Below are 17,969 nucleotides of genomic sequence, written 5' to 3'. Positions count from 1 at the left end.
CGGCTGCACCAAAAAGGCGTTGGGCCCTCGGGCTCGACGCCTTTTTGTTTTGCTGCGTGACGCAGTCAAGCCGCTTACGGGCACATGGCGGCTCGCTGGAACAACGTTCCGCCCGCTGGAGACTACCGCGAGTGGCGCAATCCCGCACTCGCGCTCACATCGCCGGCGCGCCGCGAATCGCTCGGGCGCGCCGGGAACAGACGTTGTCAATCAGTGCCGTACTTCGGCGAACGCGGGCCGTAGAGGAGGCCCGTGGGCGGCCCCGCGCTCAGCAGCCGCTGGCTCGTGAGCCCCGCCACGTCGTGGCTCTGGTCGGTCAGCGAGTGCGCGATCTGCTTGACGGCCGCCTGCACGAGCATGCCGACGAGGCCGCCCGCGTTGACGTTGGTGCCGCCCAGCTCGTTGCCGTTGGCCTGGGCCGAGCCTTGCCACAGCACGTCGCCCGTGCGCAGATCGACGAGCTTCGCCGACGCGGCCACGACCGTGGTGGAGTCGAGCACCTTGTACACGGAACCGTATTGCGTGACCGTCGAATAGAACGCGGCATCGGCGCCGAAGATCTCGCGAAGCTTCGCGGGCGGCGCGTTCTGGATATCGGCTGACGTGGTGAGGCCGTTATGCTTGAACGTCTCGTCCATCACCGCGACGGGCACGACGTAGTAGCCCGCTTCGGCAACGGGCTGCGTCATCAGCGACAGCACGCTGTAGGGCGCCGAAATGTCGTTGGTCTCGTTGATCGGCGGCAGCAGCAGGATCGAGCGCGGCTGAGCCTTCTTGAACGCGGTGTAGTCGACGTGCTTGGCCGGTGCGGCGCAAGCGGCGAGCAGGGCGCTCATCGCGAGCGCACCCAGAAGCTTCAGGGAAAGAAATTTGGACATGATCGATGCGCGGCGTTATTTGGGTTTCTTCATCAGGAAATCCATGTAGGTCGTCGATTCCGGGAAGAGCTTTTCTTCCGTGGAGAACTCCTGCATGGCTTGCTCGTCCTTGCCGACGCTCGCGTACAGCATGCCGAGGTGCGCGTGGAATCCCGGGGGCGTTGCATGGCCCTTAGCCTGGATCTGTTGCAGCGCTTTTTCGAGCGCGCCGATCTGGGTTTCGGGGGCTTCCTTGCCCTTGAAGTATTCGTAGACCTGCGGCTGATAGCCGGTCCATTGATAAAGCGGGGGCGTTCCTTGCGACGCACACCCGGAAAGCACGATCGTGGCCGCCAGCGCGGGCAGCGCGAGGCGTCGAATCAGGGTCTTCTCGTTCATCGTTGTCGTAATCGGTTGTCGATCGGTTGTCGAACAGGGCTAAAGCCGGAGCCGAACCCGGGCGGAGCCCAGGGCCGAGGCCGCGAGCGCAATGAGGAGGGCGGCTGCGCTTACTTCAGCGCGCCGGCATCGACTTGCGCGGCCAGGTGGTTCACGGCTTCCTGGATTGCGAGGTCCAGCACCTTGCCGTTGAGCGTGGAGTCGTAGCTCGCTGTTCCGCCGAATCCGATGACTTCGCGGTTCGAGAGGCTGAATTCACCCGCGCCCTGGCTCGAGAGCACGACTTCCGAGGTCGTCGTATCGACCACGTTGATGGCGACCTTCGCGTAGGCCACCTGGCTCTTGCCGCGGCCGAGGATGCCGAAGAGCTGCTGATCGCCAACTTCCTTGCGGCCGAATTCGGTGACGTCGCCCGTGAGAACGTAGTGCGCGCCCTTCACCGCCTGCGCCTGCTTCAGAAAGCCCGCTTCCTGCTTGATCTCGGCCAGATTCTCGCGGTCGAGCACGTTGAAGCGCCGGCTTTGCTGCAGGCGCGTGACGAGGATCGTCTTCGCCTGGCTGCCGAGGCGGTCGACGCCGTCCGAGAAGATGCCGCGCATGTAATTCGACCGGTTATCGAACTTGCCGACGGCGATTTGAACCGGCTTGCCGGCAAATGGCACCTGCGCGCTCGACACGGCAGGCACCTCGAGCGTACGCGAAGCTTCGGTGGCGCATCCGCTCAGCACGACGGCAACGAAAGCCGTGACGAGGACGCTGGTTGATTTGGCTGGTCTCAAGTGCATCACCCCTGTGAAAGGCCCGCGAGGTTTTGCGGGCAAGCTGTGTATAGCCATCGTCGATGGATGGCCGATTCGATGTCTTGTCGATGGCGGTTTGCGACCGCGGCGCACCGATGGCGAGGTCGCCGCGCGAACGACATTGCATATGGGCGTCGTGCGCGCATGCGCGCGCAGCCCGCGCCGGAACGATGCAATGGCTTCGCTGGAGTTCAGTATCGGTTCGAATTCGACGGCCGAGATGGCTCGCCGGGCGCGGTCGCGCAAGGAATCGAAGCGCCCGCATGCGCTTCTGTGGCAGAAAACAGCCCTCTGGTCTTCTCGATCGTTGTTTTCATGTACGCAAACATTTTATGTTCGGGATCGACTGGCCGATCGTTTCCGTTTTGTCGCCCGCATTTTCACACCCCGTGCGTGCGGCGAACGATCTGATTTTCCCGAGTTGGTCGTCGAGCATTATACGCAAGCGCAATCGATTGCGAGCCTCGTCGTTTTTTTCCAACGGCCGCACAGGTCGAAAAGCAAATACGCCTGCGTCCGAAAATCGCACCAATCTCAATCCTCTCGCATTCGGGGATCGAAACCGGAGTTGGAGCCGGAACTGTGCGTCGGGGCGGGCGTCGAAAGCGAGGTTCAACCAGTGACGAGGCCATCGATGACACTTCCCTACGGGTATGCAAAAGCGAAGGTGCTGTCGGATCCGATGTTGACGAGCAAGCCGCGGCGCAACGAAATCCAGTACCACCTCCATATGCGTCTTCAGGTTGGCGACGCGCAATGGGATGCCGCCGTGAACGTCGGCACGAACGATGCCGACGACCTGCTCAAATACAAGCTCGTCTATGACTTCCGTCACCCCGTGATCCGCACGCTCGGTGCGGCCGGTCCGGGGGCGGCCGATCTGACCGGTACGAACGCGCTGCCCGCGCTCGATTTCCAGCGCAGCGACATCCTCGACGCCACCGGCAAGTGGCGCGACAGCGACGTCATGGACGGCAGCGATCGCACGGAACCGGCGGCTTCGCTCGCGCGCTTGTTGACGAAGGCGAAAAGCGAGCAGCTCGACGTCTATCTGTTCGGCCGGTTTTATTCGGAAGGCAACGGCCTTCATGACATTCACATGAACCAGGGGTCGAAAGGCGAGTTCGTGCATCGGGCGGGCAACGACCGGAACGACCATAACGACATCTGGCAGGATGGCGCGGTGCTGGTCGATCTCGGCGGCGGGCAGTGGGCCGCCTACTTCTCCGCATTCGAGCAGCAGTGGCTGCCCACGGACGACCTCGGCAACGCCACGGCCGGTGCGCGGCCCATAGGCGGTTGATGCGGGGCTGGTGCGGCCAGCCAGCGGCGCACGTCAACAGGCGAGGCTTTCGACGACTGCCTTGACGGTCCGCAAGGACACGCGCAGGCGCTCGATCTGGACCGAGCCGAGTGCGAGCCGGATGGCGTGCGGCACTTGCTTCGAGGTGGCAAACGGCTCGGCGGTGGACACCGAAATGCCTTCGTCCAGCAGCGAGGCCGCCACGCGATCAGCCCTGACCTCGGGCGGCAGCGGCAGCCAGACGAAGTACGACGCGCGATGGCCGACGGCCGCGAGCCCGGCCAAGGCTTCGCGCGCCACAGCCTGCCGCAACGAGGCGTCCTTGCGCTTTTCGGCCTCGAGCCGGCTCACGGTGCCATCGTCGAGCCAGTTGCAGGCAAGCGCCGTGACGATACCCGGGGTATTCCAGGTGGTCGCGCGAATCGCTCGTTCGAGTTTGGGCACGCAGGCCGGGGGCGCCGCGACGAAACCGAAGCGCAAGCCTGTGGCCACGCTCTTGGACAGCCCCGAAACATGGATCGTGGCCTCGGGTGCGAGCGCCGCAAGCGGGGCGGGCGCGTTCGCCGCGAGGAATGCGTAAGCGGCATCCTCGATGGCGAGAAGACCGTGCCGCCCCACGATGTCGGCGAGCCGGCGCCGCCAGGCGAGGCTCGATACCCAGCCGAGCGGATTGTGAAGCGTCGGCATGACATACACCGCCCGGACCCGCCGGCGCGCGCAAAGACGTTCGAGCGCGTCGAGGTCCATACCCATGCCTTCTTGCGCCGCGGGCAGCGGCGCGAGTTGCAGCCGCAGCATGTCGGCCACGACCTTGAAGCCCGGATAGGTGAGGGCGTCGAGCGCCACCAGGTCGCCCGGCTGCAGCATCGCCATCGCCGTGACGGCGAGGCCATGCTGGGCCCCATCGACGATGAGCACGTGCTCCGGGTCGACGGCCAGCCCTCGCGAAGAAAGATGCCTCGCAACCGACGCACGCTCGTGTGGGCGGCCACCATGCGGGGCATATCGCAGTAGCGCTTCGAGATTGCCCGCCGCCGCGAGCTGTCGCAGTGCGCGGCTCAGCGCTCGGGCCTGACCGGGCAACGACGGATAGTTGAAGTTGAGATCGACCGCATCGCCGGCCACGGCGAGCTGGTCGATGCCGTGGCTGCGCGGCAGCGCGACTTCGCGCACGAAGGTGCCGCGACCCACCTCGCCGCTGACGAGGCCCCTTGCTTCGAGTTCGGCATACACGCGCGTGGCGGTGACGAGCGCGATGCCGTGGCGCGCGGCGAGGCGGCGATGCGTGGGCAGCCGCGTGCCGGGCGGCAGGCGGCCCGTACGGATCTGCGCGGCCAGTTCTTCCACGAGCGGCAGATAGCGGGTTTCGGTCATGGCGCGGTGTACTAAGGACAATTTTTTGATTGTATTGCCCCGCGCGCTTAGGATGGCCTCTCACTTCCGGAGAAGCGGCACGCCGCCTGAATCATGGATATCGCCATACTCACCTTCGATGGTTTCAACGAACTCGACTCGCTCGTGGCGCTGGGCATCCTGAATCGGGCGAAGAAGCCCGGGTGGCGGGTCAGGTTGTGTTGCCCGCAAGCGCGCGTGGTTTCGATGAACGGCGTGACCGTGCACGCGCAGTCGATGCTCGAAGAGATGCGCGCCGCGGATGCGGTGATTGTCGGCAGCGGCATGCGGACACGTCAGATCGCGGCCGATGCGGGCCTCATGGCTCGCATCGTGCTCGATCCCTCGCGTCAACTCGTTGCCGCGCAATGCTCGGGCACGTTGCTCCTCGCGAAGCTGGGGCTGCTCGGCGGCGTGCCGGCCTGCACCGATCTGACGACGAAGCCGTGGGTGCGGGACGCGGGCGTGGAAGTGCTCAACCAGCCGTTCTACGCGCGCGGCAACGTGGCGACGGCCGGGGGCTGCCTCGCCGCGCCCTATATCGCGGCCTGGATCGTGGCACGCTCGCAGGGCCTCGAGGCGGCTGCCTCGGCACTGCACTACGTCGCGCCGGTCGGCGAAAAGGAGGCTTACGTCGAAAACGCACTGACACGCGTCGCGGCGTATTTGCCGGCTTGATCTCGTGCACCGGCCAGGCGGGGCACGTCGATCACCGATGCGCGCAGCGATGTCCGCCTGCGTCGTACACCGCTTGAAGAATCTGCAGATCGAGCGATGCGATCAATTGTGCGCGGCGTTTGCGCCGCGAACAGCCGCCCGTTGTCAGATCTTCCGATTGCCGCCTGGCGCGGGCGGGAAGCACGTGCCATCCATTCCACATTCTGGCGCGCGAGTCTTCGCAAAGCGTTGCGCCGTAGCAGGCGCGCACGCGCTTTTTTCGAAGCTTGTAGCGCCACGTCGAGTAGATGTGCCCGTGGTTGGACACGATCAGAATGCTGCGCGCGCCGATTGCATGCGCGAACGACTGGGCGAGCGTGATGATGAACTGCTTCGGGCGCAGGCCGTGCCATTGCTTCGTTAGCACGCGGAACACCTGACGGCCATCCATATCCCGGTCGGGCCCCTGCACGCATCCGATCAGCAGACGTGGGTGCGAACGTTTCCCCGCGAGACGGGCGATCGAGAACGTACACGAGACGATTCGGTCGCCGGCCCCGTTGCGCACGGTCATCGTCCAGTCGCCTTCCTTATGGAAGCGTTCGAGAAGTTCGATGTGCACCTGCCATGCATCGGCGCCCGTAGCGAATCCCGCGATCCGCGTCGCACCCATTACACCGACTTCCGGCACCATGCGCGGGACGACCGCGGATGCGAAGCGGTAATGATCGATTGCGATCGACAGCTTCTGCCTTTGCGTGAGGCCGCGGTGAATGAATGGGCGATGCATGCGCTCGAGCAGGCTGGGGCACCGGTGCGCGGCGGACGCGGCTTCCGGTTCGGCGCAAAAACGCAGCCAGGGAACCGTCGTTTTCCACTCGAAAGCGGAACGAAGGACGAAACGGGCGCGCCGGCGCCAGTCGAAAGCGGTCGAGCCCGGATACGCTTTGGCGGCGCATTGCGCGATGAGCTGCAGCGAGGTGCGGGGCGTGCCAGGTGTTTGGCTCGAGCGAGGCTCGATAAGCGAGGGAAGCGTTGTCATGTCGGCTCGGTCATCCGGAAGCGGAAGGGTGTGGTGCACGCGTGCCGCGTTGCGTCTTCGTTGCCGCTTCGGCCGGCCGTGCGACGATGCGCGATGCGAATGCAATTCGACGGTGGCCGAGGCGTATTCGCTCAGTCGTTGTATGAAAACAGGCCGCTTTGAAAGTTGAGGCGGAACAGGTCCGCGTCGGACGTGACGCCCAGCTTGGCCATCGCCTTGGTCTTGTGCGCGCTGACGGTCTGCTTGGCGCGGTAGAGTTTTGCCGCGATCTGGCAGACGGAAAGACCCGACAGGAAAAGCCTCAAAACCTCGATCTCTCGGGTGGTCAGCGGCGGTGCGAGCCTGTCGGCGCAATAGTCGGGGTGCCGCGACCGCAGCAGCGTCGGCGAGAAGTAGGTCGCATTCGCATGTGCGGCATAGATGGCGGGCGCCAGATGCTCGACCGCGTCGCGCTTGTGAAGGATGGCGCCGATGCCCAGGCTGGACATCGTCGAGACGAGTGTCGGGTTCTCGATGCATACATGCATGACGACGCGCACGGCCGGATAGCGGGAGCGGATGATTCTCATCAGCGGCTCGCGGTGAGCGGCTTGCGTCGCGTGCTGGTCTGTCACGAGCACGTCGCACGGCGTATTCGAAACGAGGTTCAGTATCTCGTCGCTGTTGTGTGCGGTGCCGACCAGGGCCACGTTCGTGTGCCTGCTCAGCGCGTGCTCTATCCCTAACGTCACGATGGGATGACTATCCGCGGCAATAACCTTTATCGTCATGAGCTCGTGCTCCAAAACAAGTAGTTCCTGGTGCGGGACGTGGCCCGGGATGGTTCGCGGCCAGGGCACCGCAAAGCGAAAAAAGGAGCGCCGGCGTTGCTCGGCATTGATGTCTTTGGCGTAAATCGATTTCGTTCCGTATGAATGGTGGCGATATGTCGTGTCGTTGAGCGGGATGTAATTCAGATGAATAGTGATTTACAGCTAAGTGCCGGCGTAACCATAGCTTATGGCAGCAGGAAACGACAACTGGACGGGTCTGATTATGATGTGTCCGGATTTCTTAATTCGACATGAGTCGATTGGTGATTCGATTGGAAAAGTACTGCAAAGCGAGTCGCCCAAAATGGCCTGCATGTCGTGCGCGACAAGGATGCTGCGGTTTTTGGGCGTGCCGGCGTTATTCCGTTGGCGTGTCCCGCGTATTTTCGTACCGATCCAATGGCCCCGTGAGGCCCGCGTTCATATATTGATATTCGAGCGGGAATGAATGGGCGAGAAGCAATTGCATGCGAAGTTAATTGTTCGCTGTCTCGGGATGCCGTTGCTTTATGCGATGTTGTCCTGCATGGCATCGGTCCCGGATCTCGGCCATCGAGGGCGGGCCGATCCGGCGGGGCCGCTCGAGGTGGCTAACGCTACTTCGCCGCAGTGGTCCGCAGCGTGGCCGCGAGCCGCTCGGGCGAATCGGTCATCACGGCATCGACACCGAGCGCGGCGGCGGCGGCATAGTCCGCCGGCGTCTCGACGCCGAAAACGACGAGGTGTACGTCGCCCCTCGACTTGAAGCACTGCACGGCGGCGGGCGTCCACCAATGGGCATCCACCTTGGAGACACCGGCACCGAGCGTATAGCGTTCGATCACTTCGAGCTGACGATGAAATTCGATACCGGCCCAGGTGCCCGGCGCCGGCGGCGAATCGCAGGCGCCGTTCATGGCGAGCTGAACGAGCCTCATGCGCGTGGCGTCGCGCGATTCGAACACCTGTGCCCGAGGCATCGCCCGCATGAGCGCGGTGGCGGCGACGTCGGTCGAGTAAAGCCGCACGCGCTGCCAGGAACGGGTTTCGTCGAGTACTTTTGCGACTGCTTCGACGAGCGGGGCGGCAGGCGCCTGCTTCATGTCGAGCATGATCGGCACCGAGGGCGGTACCGCATCGAGCGCCTCGCGCAAGGTGGGGATCGGAATCGGGGCGTCCCGATAAGGATGCGCGAGCTGCCCCGCGGCGTCCTTGCGGCCGAATGAAAAGCCGGCGTTGAGCTTGCGCAGTTCCGCGAAATCGATCTGATCGAGCCTGCCGTGTCCGTCGGTCAGCGAGGCGAGGTCGGCGGGACGGTAGAGCACCGGTACGCCGTCGCGCGTGATCTGCACCGTCATCCAGAGCGCGTCGGCGTGATGGTCGAGGGCTTCGGCGAACGCCGGCAGCGTATTTTCTGGCGCGTCGCCCGTGCCGCCGCGATGCGCGACGATGAGCGGACCCGCCCATGCCTGCCCGAGCAAGAGGCTCATGAAGAGGCTCATGAAGAGACACTGCGCCAGGCGGTGCAGCGTAATGCTCAGCGGTTTCGCGCGGTTGGGACGTTTCATCGGATCCTGGGTTGTGGAGGCGGGCCGCTCGCCACGCTATCGGCCGCCGATGACATGAGGATGACGGGCCGCGCCATGCCCGGGCTGCGTCCGGTGCCATGCCGCGGTGGCTGTTTGACGTAGATCAATGTTTCGCCGAATTGGCGGCCGGCTTGGCACGACATTGGCGTAATGTGCCGGTTAGCGTTCCAAATTGCGACACGACCGATCAGCCGGATCCGCCGGCGCCTGATCACCGATGCTATCGCCCCCATCCAATTCAGCATGGCTCACACGATTCCCTACGCGCTTGCCGCGGCACTCGCCGTCGCGCTCGCCGTGCTCGTGTGGGTGCAGTGCGCGCGCAGGCGCGAAGCCGCGGCGCTGAGCCGGACCATCGACGAATTGCACGCAAGCGAGGCGCGCTATCGCGGGCTGGTGGAAATCAGCCCGGTCGCGACGTGGATCAACCGCGACAATGCGATCGCTTTTCTGAATCCGGCCTGTCTCGCGCTGCTCGGCGCGGGCGAGCCGGGCCAGATTCTCGGCCGCTCGCCGTTCGACATCGTCCACCCGGATTGCCATCAGCATGTGCGGCGGCGCATCGAGCGGCTCGCGGGGCGGCCCGGCGTGCAACTCGACACGGCCACTGAAAGGGTCGTGCGGCTCGACGGGGAGGTGCGCGAAGTGGAGGTCAAGGCCGTCGGCCTCGACGATCCGGGGCACGTCTCGATCCTCGTCACGCTGCTCGACGTCACCGAGCGCAACCAGATCGAGCGCGAACTGCTCGAGTCGCAGCGCAATCTGCGCGCGCTTTCGCGCTCCCTCGACGACGTGCGCGAGGACGAGCGTGCGAAGCTCGCCCGTGAGCTGCACGAAGGGCTCGGCCAGTCGCTCGCGGCGTTGAAAATGAAAATGTACGCGCTCGACGGGGGCGGCCACGCCGGGCCGCCCGGCGGCCGGCATGCGCTCGTGCACAGCGCGAGCGAGCATGTCGACGAACTCGTCGCACTCGTGCGCAGGCTCGCCGCCGAGCTGCGCCCCCCGATGCTCGACGATCTGGGCCTGGTGGCGGCGGTGGAATGGCTGGCGGGCGAATTTTCGCTGCACAGCGGCGTGACCGTGACGCTCGACATGGAAGAGGTTGCGAGCGACGCGCGCGTGGCCACGGCTGCGTACCGGATCGCGCAGGAAGCGCTCACCAACATCGCTCGCCATGCGCGGGCGCAACTCGTCTGGGTGAGCCTGCGCTCCCGCGGCGACACCCTCGTGCTGCGCGTGCGCGACGACGGCATCGGCATCGGGCCGGATCACCGCCGTTCGCCGTCGTCGTTCGGGCTGCTCAGCATCCGCGAGCGCGTGGCCTCGCTCGGCGGAACGCTCGATATCGTGACCGACCACGGCCAGGGACTCGAACTGACCGTCTGCCTGCCGCTGCACGCGCGGGAACGAACGGCGCAGGCGCCCACGCCGATTTGACAATACCCCTTACGCTCGCGTAAATTGCGCGCACGCGCCGGGAGAGTGCGCGCGATGGGCTCCATGCCCGTTGCCAGCGCCGCCGAAGGGGCACACCCGCAAACTCTCAGGCAAAAGGACCGGTCGCGTCGAAAAGCCCCCCGCTTGGGCTTTTCGCACTCTGGAGAGCGGCAGTAGTCCGTCGGCCCCGGCCGAGGCAGGCTGCCCACCGAAGGGGCGCGCGTTCGACGGCAGCCATGGCATGCCGGCAGCGCAATCTCTCAGGTACCGAGGACAGAGGGGTCATGCATCGCACGCGGCCGGCTTCGCCGGTCCGACACGGGCGATGGGCATGGCCCTTTTTGTTTTGCGGACCGAACGCGCCGAGGCCTCACTCCATGACCGAATTGAAACGCACCCCGCTTGCCGCCACGCATCGCGCGCTCAACGCGCGCATGGTCGATTTTGGCGGCTGGGAGATGCCCGTCAACTACGGCTCGCAGATCGACGAGCACCACGCGGTGCGGCGCGATGCGGGCATGTTCGACGTGTCGCACATGTGCGTCGTCGATTTTTCGGGCGAGCGCGTGCGCGCGTTCTTCGAATTCGCGGTGGCCAACAACGTCGCCAAGCTCCAAACGCCGGGCCGCGCCCTCTATTCTTGTCTGCTCAACGAAGCGGGCGGCGTGATCGACGATCTGATCGTCTATTACTTCGCCGAGGATTTCTTCCGCGTCGTCGTCAATGCGGGCACGGCCGAAAAAGACATCGCCTGGTTCAAGCGCCTCAACGAGGAGCACGGCTTCGGGCTTGCCATCACACCGCGCCGCGATCTCGCGATCGTCGCCGTGCAGGGGCCGAACGCCCGCGCCAAGGTCTGGCAGACAGTGCCAGCCGCGCGCGAGGCGAGCGAGCCGCTCAAGCCGTTCAACGCGGTGCGTGTTGCCGGCACCCCGTTCGGCGATCTGACTGTCGCCCGCACCGGCTACACGGGCGAGGACGGCTTCGAGATCATCGTGCCGGCCGGGCAGGTCGAAGCGCTCTGGGAGAGCCTGCGCGCGCAAGGCGTGCAGCCGTGTGGCCTGGGGGCGCGCGACACGCTGCGCCTGGAGGCGGGCATGAATCTTTACGGGCAGGACATGGACGAAGCGGTTTCGCCGCTCGACGCGGGCCTTGCCTGGACCGTCGATCTGTCCGCGCCCCGCGCTTTCGTCGGCCGTGCCGCACTCGAAGCGCACGGTACGCCCCGTGCGTTCGTCGGGCTGATTCTGCGCAAGGAGAACGGCAAGGCGGGCGGCGTCCTGCGCGCCCATCAAAAGGTGCTGACGCCGCATGGCGACGGAGAAGTCACGAGCGGCACCTTTTCGCCGACGATGCAGGAGTCGATCGCCTTCGCCCGGGTGCCGGCGGGCGTGAAGCCGGGCGACGTCGTACAAGTGCAGATCCGGGACAAGGCGCTCGACGCAACCGTGGTAAAACTGCCTTTCGTGCGCAACGGCAAGGTGCTCGCCTGAGCGTTCGCCGCGCGTCACGCCCAACCGTATTCATTCCACTGATCAGGAACCAGGAGCATCCGATGAGCAACGTCCCGGCCGAACTCAAATACACCGAAGAGCACGAGTGGCTGCGCACCGAAGCGGACGGTACGCTGACGGTCGGCATCACCGACCACGCGCAAAGCACGCTCGGCGACATCGTCTTTCTCGAGCTGCCCGAAGTCGGCAAGACCGTCACCGCCGGCGACGCCGTCGGCGTGGTCGAATCGGTGAAGGCTGCCTCCGACATCTACTCGCCCGTGTCGGGCAAAATCGTCGCGGTCAACGAGGGCATCGTCGACACGCCCGATGCCGTCAACAGCGATGCCTACGCCAGCTGGCTCTTCAAGATCGAGCTCGCGCCCGGCGCGTCCGCCGACAAGCTGCTGGACGCCGACGCCTACACGAAGCTCGTCGGCTGATTTTTTTGTCACACGGCGGCGCGCGCGGCCATCGACCGGCCCGGCGCGCCGCACCTGAGAAGCCTAGCCCGCCCACCATGAAGCTCGAACACCCGGATCGCCTGATGAAAAGCATTCCTTCCTCGCTCGCCGCGCTGGAGGTGCATGACGCCTTCGCCGAGCGGCACATCGGGCCGGACGACGCCGAGCAGCGAACGATGCTCGAAGCCCTCGGTTTCGCCTCGCGCGCCGCGCTGATCGACGCGGTCATTCCGCCCGCGATCCGTCGCGCGGACCCGCTGCCGCTCGGACCGTTCTCGCAGCCCAAGAGCGAAGCCGAAGCGCTTGCGGCGCTGCGCGAGCTCGCCGACAAGAACGAGGTGTTTCGCTCCTACATCGGGCAGGGCTACTACAACACGCACACCCCCACGGTGATTCTGCGCAACGTGCTGGAGAATCCCGCGTGGTACACGGCCTATACGCCGTATCAGCCTGAAATCTCGCAGGGCCGCCTCGAGGCGCTGCTGAACTTCCAGCAGATGATCACGGATCTCACGGGGCTTGCGATCGCCAACGCTTCGCTGCTCGACGAAGCAACGGCCGCCGCGGAGGCGATGACTTTACTGCAGCGCGCCGGCAAGCCCAGGTCGAACATCTTCTATGTGGCGGACGACGTCCTTGCGCAGACGATCGAAGTCGTCCGCACACGCGCGCGGCCCATCGGCATCGAGGTGCAGGTCGGCCCGGCCGATGCGGCCGCGAGCGCCAACGCATTCGGCGTGCTGCTGCAATACCCGGGCGTGCATGGGCACGTGCGCGACTATCGCGCGCTGACCGAAGCGATCCACGCCGCGGGCGGCCATGTGGTGGTCGCAGCGGATCTGCTCGCGCTCACGCTGCTCACGCCGCCCGGCGAATGGGGCGCGGACGTGGCGGTCGGCAATTCGCAGCGCTTCGGCGTGCCCGTGGGCTTCGGCGGCCCGCACGCGGCCTATATGGCCGTGCGCGACGAGTTCAAGCGCCAGATGCCGGGCCGGCTCGTGGGCGTGACCGTCGATGCGCAGGGCAAGCCCGCGCTGCGCCTCGCGCTGCAAACGCGCGAGCAGCATATCCGCCGCGAAAAGGCCACCTCGAACGTTTGCACGGCGCAGGCGCTGCTCGCGATCATGGCGAGCATGTATGCGGTCTACCACGGGCCGCAGGGGCTCGCCACGATCGCGCGCCGCGTGCACCGGGTCGCCACGCTGCTCGCGTCCGGCGTCCGGCAGCTCGGCTATGCCGTCGTCAACGACACCTTCTTCGATACGCTGACGATCGAAACGGGCGCGCGCACGGCCGCCGTGCACGATGCGGCGAAGGCGGCGCGCATCAATCTGCGCCGCGTGAGCGACGCGCGCGTGGGTGTCTCGGTCGACGAAACGACGACGCGCCAGGATCTGGCCGATCTGCTGAAAGTCTTCGCGCACGCGGCCGGTGCGATCGACGTGCCGCATGTCGACGCGCTCGACGCAGCGGCGGTACGCACGGCCGAGGCCGGCACGCACACCGCGTGGCCCGCGGCCCTTTCGCGCACGAGCGCATTCCTCACCCACCACGTCTTCAATCGGCATCACTCCGAAACGCAGATGCTGCGCTACCTGCGCAGCCTCGCCGACAAGGACCTCGCGCTCGATCGCACGATGATTCCGCTCGGATCGTGCACGATGAAGCTCAATGCGACCTCGGAGATGCTGCCCGTGACGTGGCCCGAGTTTGCGCAGATCCATCCGTTCGCGCCGGCCGAGCAGACGGTCGGCTACCGCGAAATGATCGATCAGCTCGAGGCGATGCTCGTGGCGGCTACGGGCTATGCGGCCGTCTCGCTGCAGCCGAACGCGGGCTCGCAGGGCGAATATGCGGGCCTGCTCGTCATTCGCGCCTATCACGAGTCGCGCGGCGAGGGGCACCGCGACGTCTGCCTGATTCCCGCATCGGCGCACGGCACCAACCCGGCTTCGGCCCACATGGCGGGCATGAAGGTGGTGGTGGTGGGCTGCGACGCGCAGGGCAACGTCGACGTCGACGATCTCAAGGCCAAGGCGGCCGAGCATGCCGCGAATCTCGCGGCGATCATGATCACCTACCCGTCCACGCACGGCGTGTTCGAACAGAACGTGCGCGAGATCTGCGAGATCGTGCATGCGAATGGCGGGCAGGTCTACGTGGACGGCGCCAACATGAACGCCATGGTGGGGCTCACGGCGCCCGGCCAGTTCGGCGGCGACGTCTCGCATCTGAATCTGCACAAGACGTTTTGCATCCCCCACGGCGGCGGCGGCCCCGGCATCGGCCCGGTAGCGGTGGGCGCCCATCTCGCGCAGTTCCTGCCGAATCAGGTCTCGTCGGGCTATCGCCGCGCCGAGAGCGGAATCGGCGCGGTATCGGCCGCGCCTTACGGCTCGGCGTCGATTCTGCCGATCTCGTGGATGTACATCGCGATGATGGGTGCGAAGAATCTCACGGCCGCCACGGAAGTGGCCATTCTCAACGCGAATTACGTGGCGAGGAAGCTCGCGCCGCACTACCCGGTGCTCTACTCGGGGCCGGGCGGGCTCGTCGCGCACGAGTGCATTCTCGATCTGCGCCCGATCAAGGACGCGAGCGGCGTGAGCGTGGACGATGTGGCGAAGCGTCTGGCGGACTACGGCTTTCACGCGCCGACGATGAGCTTCCCGGTGCCGGGCACGCTGATGGTCGAGCCGACCGAATCGGAATCGAAGGAGGAACTCGATCGCTTCATCGAGGCGATGATTGCGATCCGCGAGGAAATCCGCGCCGTGGAGGACGGGCGAGCCGACCGCGAGGACAACCCGCTCAAGCACGCGCCGCACACGGCGGCCGTCGTGACGGCCAACGAATGGCCACACGCCTACTCGCGCGAGGCGGCGGCCTACCCGCTGCCCTCGCTCGCGACCGCGAAGTACTGGCCGCCTGTCGGGCGCGCCGACAATGCCTACGGCGACCGCAATCTCTTTTGCTCCTGCGTGCCGGTTGCCGATTACAGCTGACCGCTGCCGGGGTCTGCGTACCGGACCCCGGGTTCCTCTCTCGCTCGGCGCGAATACCGGCTAACATTCGACACCGCGATCAAGCGAAAGAAGGAGCGACGCATGGTGAGAGAGGTGCCGAGGCTGCTGGCGCGCGAGCAAGAGGAGCCGGCTTTGCGCGGCGCATGGCGGCGCATGCCGCGCCTGCGCTGGTGGGCGGCCTGCGCCGCTGCCGTTTTGCCCGTTTGCGCCGCCCAGGCCGCGATGAATTTCTGTGCGGCACCGGCCCTTCAAACAAGCGAACGCACGAACGCGGCGCCGGGTGTGGAAGGGCTGATGAAGAGCGTCAAGGCGCGGCTCAACGACGAGCCGAAGCCGCTCGCGCGTTTGCACACCGAGGGCACTTTGCCGCACGAGGGCGTACGCGACGAAAGTCTCGAGGCCGAAAAGGACCTCGCACTGATGCGCGACGCAGCGCTCGTCTGGCGTGCCACGGGCGACGATCGCTACCTGAAGCTCGTCGATCGGTTCCTGCTCGCCTGGGTTCAGACCTATCGGCCGAGCTTCGACCCCATCGACGAGACGCACTTCGATTCGCTGATCCTCGCCTACGATCTGACGGCGAGCGCACTACCGGTGAAAACGCGCAACGCCACGGCGGCTTTCATCGCCGCGCTCGGCAACGGATACGTCGCGCGCATCGATCGCGAGCCGCGTCCGTTGACCGGCACTTTCCGCAACAACTGGCAAAGCCACCGGATCAAACTCATTTCGATGGCGGCGTTCACGCTCGACGATCGCAAGCTTATCGACGCGGCGCAGCGGCTTTTCGTCGAGCAGATCGGCAACAACGTGTCGCCCGACGGCGTGACCGCCGACTTTGCCGAGCGTGATGCGCTCCACTACGCCACTTACGACCTGGAGCCGCTCGTGGCCGCGGCGCTGGCGGCGCGCCGGCACAACCGCAACTGGCTCGTGGTGCGCGGTGCCAACGGCGCCACGCTCGCACGCGCGCTCGACTGGCTGGCGCCCTACGCGCTCGGCGAGAAGACGCACGAAGAGTTCGCGCATTCGAGCGTGCCGTTCGACGCCAAGCGCCGCGAGGCCGGCGTGGCCGGCTTTTCCGGCCCGTGGGACCCGAAGTCCGCGGCCGAACTCTTTCATCTCGCAGCGCGTCTTTCGGGGCGCTACGCGCCGATCGCGCTGCGGCTCACGCCCGCGCCGCCCGCCTGGGTATCGGTGTGCCTGCCGCTTGCGGCGCGTTGAGCGCAACCCTTTCGAATTCGGAGAAACAATGGCAGTCAGCGTTTTCGATCTCTTCAAAATCGGCATCGGTCCGTCGAGCTCGCATACCGTCGGCCCGATGCGCGCGGCGCTGCTTTTCGCGCAGGGGCTCGAACGCGATGCGCTGCTTGCGGGCACGGCGTCGGTCAAGGTCGAGCTCTACGGCTCGCTCGGCGCGACCGGAAAAGGGCACGGCACCGATCGCGGCGTGATGCTCGGCCTCATGGGCGAGGCGCCCGATACGGTGGATCCCGCGACAGTCGCGGCACGCCTCGACGCCGTGCGCGATTCGCGGCGCCTCGCACTGCTCGGCCGGCATGAGATCGGCTTCGTACCCAAGGAGCAGATCGCGTTTTATCGGCAGGCGCTGCCCGAGCATCCGAACGGGCTCAAGCTGCGCGCGCTCGACGCGGCGGGGGCCATGCTGCGCGAGTCGACGTATCTTTCGGTGGGGGGCGGCTTCGTCGTGACCGCGGGCGCGCCGAATACGAAGGTGCTGTCGGCCGCCGAGCAACTGCCGCACCCGTTTCGAACCGGCGCGGAGCTGCTCGGGCTCTGTGCATCGACGGGCAAGTCGATCGCGCAGTTGATGGCGGAAAACGAGCGCGCCTGGCACACCGACGAGGAAACGCGCGCGGGCTTGCTGAAGATCTGGGCCGTCATGCAGTCGTGCGTTGCACGCGGGTGCGGGATCGGCAACCCCGATGCGGACGGCAACCTGCCAGGGCCTTTCAACGTGAAGCGCCGTGCACCGCAGCTTTACCGCGCGTTGACGGGCAACCCTGAGCAGAGCCTGCGCGATCCGCTCTCGATGGTTGACTGGATCAACCTCTATGCGATCGCCGTCAACGAGGAAAACGCCGCGGGCGGGCGCGTGGTGACGGCGCCGACCAACGGCGCGGCCGGCATCATCCCGGCCGTGCTCCACTACTACACGCGCTTCGTGCCCGGCGCGAACGATGCGGGCGTGATCGATTTTCTGCTGACGGCCGCGGCCATCGGCATTCTCTACAAGCTCAATGCGTCGATCTCGGGGGCCGAAGTGGGTTGCCAGGGCGAAGTCGGCGTGGCATGTTCGATGGCGGCCGGCGCATTGGCCGCCGTGATGGGCGGCACGCCCAAGCAGGTCGAGAATGCGGCGGAGATCGGCATGGAGCACAATCTTGGCCTGACCTGCGACCCGGTGGGCGGCATGGTGCAAATTCCCTGTATCGAGCGCAACGCGATGGCTTCAGTGAAAGCCGTCAACGCCGCGCGCATGGCGCTGCGCGGCGACGGCAGCCACTATGTGTCGCTCGACTCGGTCATCAAGACCATGCGCGAGACCGGCGCAGACATGAAGACCAAGTACAAGGAAACGTCGCGCGGCGGGCTGGCCGTCAACATCGTGGAGTGCTGAGGCGTCCGAATTCGAACGCGCCCCTTCTGCCTCGCGCAACAATGATCGCTTCAGCGATTGAAGTGGATGTCCTTCCAT

Annotated in this window: 15 protein-coding genes and 2 riboswitches; of the genes, 8 read left to right on the top strand and 7 right to left on the bottom strand. The window is 65.9% G+C overall.

The genetic code is table 11. From position 1 onward, the window contains the following. Nucleotides 1-206: 206 nt before the first annotated feature. The 3 genes from U0034_RS09650 to U0034_RS09640 form a co-directional block, all read right to left on the bottom strand. Complete coding sequence (locus U0034_RS09650; RefSeq protein ID WP_085229947.1) at nucleotides 207-878, bottom strand: DUF799 domain-containing protein; 672 nt, start codon at nucleotides 876-878, stop codon at nucleotides 207-209. 15 nt (nucleotides 879-893) lie between these two features. After that, nucleotides 894-1,256: a DUF4810 domain-containing protein gene (locus U0034_RS09645; RefSeq protein ID WP_085229946.1), complete on the bottom strand. Its 363-nt coding sequence runs from the start codon at nucleotides 1,254-1,256 to the stop codon at nucleotides 894-896. A 110-nt stretch (nucleotides 1,257-1,366) separates the two neighbouring features. After that, nucleotides 1,367-2,035 carry a CsgG/HfaB family protein gene (locus U0034_RS09640; protein WP_386092177.1) on the bottom strand — a complete coding sequence of 223 codons (669 nt, stop codon included), beginning with the start codon at nucleotides 2,033-2,035 and terminating at the stop codon, nucleotides 1,367-1,369. A gap of 655 nt (nucleotides 2,036-2,690) precedes the next feature. Between U0034_RS09640 and U0034_RS09635 the strand changes: the two genes are divergently transcribed. Then, nucleotides 2,691-3,359 (top strand): DUF2278 family protein, encoded by a 669-nt coding sequence (locus tag U0034_RS09635; protein WP_085230027.1) that lies wholly within the window; start codon nucleotides 2,691-2,693, stop codon nucleotides 3,357-3,359. A gap of 33 nt (nucleotides 3,360-3,392) precedes the next feature. Here U0034_RS09635 and U0034_RS09630 read toward each other — a convergent pair whose 3' ends face one another. Then, nucleotides 3,393-4,733 (bottom strand): aminotransferase-like domain-containing protein, encoded by a 1,341-nt coding sequence (locus U0034_RS09630; protein ID WP_085229944.1) that lies wholly within the window; start codon nucleotides 4,731-4,733, stop codon nucleotides 3,393-3,395. A 93-nt stretch (nucleotides 4,734-4,826) separates the two neighbouring features. Here U0034_RS09630 and U0034_RS09625 point away from each other — a divergent pair, with 93 nt between their 5' ends. Next, nucleotides 4,827-5,429: a DJ-1/PfpI family protein gene (locus tag U0034_RS09625; protein WP_085229943.1), complete on the top strand. Its 603-nt coding sequence runs from the start codon at nucleotides 4,827-4,829 to the stop codon at nucleotides 5,427-5,429. A 31-nt stretch (nucleotides 5,430-5,460) separates the two neighbouring features. On the opposite strand, the gene U0034_RS09620 is transcribed toward U0034_RS09625, so the two are convergent. The 3 genes from U0034_RS09620 to U0034_RS09610 all read right to left on the bottom strand — a co-directional run bounded on the left by U0034_RS09620 (nucleotide 5,461) and on the right by U0034_RS09610 (nucleotide 8,809). Continuing rightward, a complete protein-coding gene (locus tag U0034_RS09620) occupies nucleotides 5,461-6,450 on the bottom strand; it encodes a DUF535 family protein (protein ID WP_102623060.1) in 990 nt (329 codons plus the stop codon). A 131-nt stretch (nucleotides 6,451-6,581) separates the two neighbouring features. Further along, entirely contained in the window at nucleotides 6,582-7,235 is a 654-nt protein-coding gene (locus tag U0034_RS09615; RefSeq protein ID WP_139831214.1) for a response regulator transcription factor, read from the bottom strand. Between the two features lie 623 nt (nucleotides 7,236-7,858). Continuing rightward, nucleotides 7,859-8,809, bottom strand: a complete 951-nt coding sequence (locus U0034_RS09610; protein ID WP_085229940.1) for a glycerophosphodiester phosphodiesterase family protein — start codon at nucleotides 8,807-8,809, stop codon at nucleotides 7,859-7,861. Nucleotides 8,810-9,073: 264 nt separating this feature from the next. On the opposite strand from U0034_RS09610, the gene U0034_RS09605 reads away from it, so the two are divergent. The 6 genes from U0034_RS09605 (at nucleotide 9,074) to U0034_RS09580 (ending at nucleotide 17,891) form a co-directional block, all read left to right on the top strand. Then, the gene (locus U0034_RS09605; protein WP_158243560.1) at nucleotides 9,074-10,267 is read left to right on the top strand and encodes a PAS domain-containing sensor histidine kinase; all 1,194 of its coding nucleotides are present in this window, start codon (nucleotides 9,074-9,076) and stop codon (nucleotides 10,265-10,267) included. Between the two features lie 29 nt (nucleotides 10,268-10,296). Next, nucleotides 10,297-10,399, top strand: a riboswitch (glycine riboswitch). 18 nt (nucleotides 10,400-10,417) lie between these two features. Then, nucleotides 10,418-10,554: riboswitch (glycine riboswitch) on the top strand. A gap of 90 nt (nucleotides 10,555-10,644) precedes the next feature. Continuing rightward, complete coding sequence (gene gcvT, locus U0034_RS09600) at nucleotides 10,645-11,760, top strand: glycine cleavage system aminomethyltransferase GcvT (protein ID WP_085229938.1); 1,116 nt, start codon at nucleotides 10,645-10,647, stop codon at nucleotides 11,758-11,760. 62 nt (nucleotides 11,761-11,822) lie between these two features. Next, on the top strand, nucleotides 11,823-12,203 hold the full coding sequence (gene gcvH / locus U0034_RS09595; RefSeq protein ID WP_085229937.1) for a glycine cleavage system protein GcvH: 381 nt from the start codon (nucleotides 11,823-11,825) through the stop codon (nucleotides 12,201-12,203). Between the two features lie 77 nt (nucleotides 12,204-12,280). Then, on the top strand, nucleotides 12,281-15,229 hold the full coding sequence (gene gcvP, locus U0034_RS09590) for an aminomethyl-transferring glycine dehydrogenase (protein WP_085229936.1): 2,949 nt from the start codon (nucleotides 12,281-12,283) through the stop codon (nucleotides 15,227-15,229). Nucleotides 15,230-15,331: 102 nt separating this feature from the next. Further along, a complete protein-coding gene (locus U0034_RS09585) occupies nucleotides 15,332-16,474 on the top strand; it encodes an alginate lyase family protein (RefSeq protein ID WP_085229935.1) in 1,143 nt (380 codons plus the stop codon). 28 nt (nucleotides 16,475-16,502) lie between these two features. Further along, nucleotides 16,503-17,891: an L-serine ammonia-lyase gene (locus U0034_RS09580; protein ID WP_085229934.1), complete on the top strand. Its 1,389-nt coding sequence runs from the start codon at nucleotides 16,503-16,505 to the stop codon at nucleotides 17,889-17,891. Nucleotides 17,892-17,969: the final 78 nt, after the last annotated feature.

The organism is Trinickia caryophylli (genome assembly GCF_034424545.1).
GTDB classification, from domain to species: Bacteria; Pseudomonadota; Gammaproteobacteria; order Burkholderiales; family Burkholderiaceae; genus Trinickia; species Trinickia caryophylli.
Note: the sequence above shows the minus strand (reverse complement) of the source record. Positions and strands in the feature narration are given on the sequence as shown.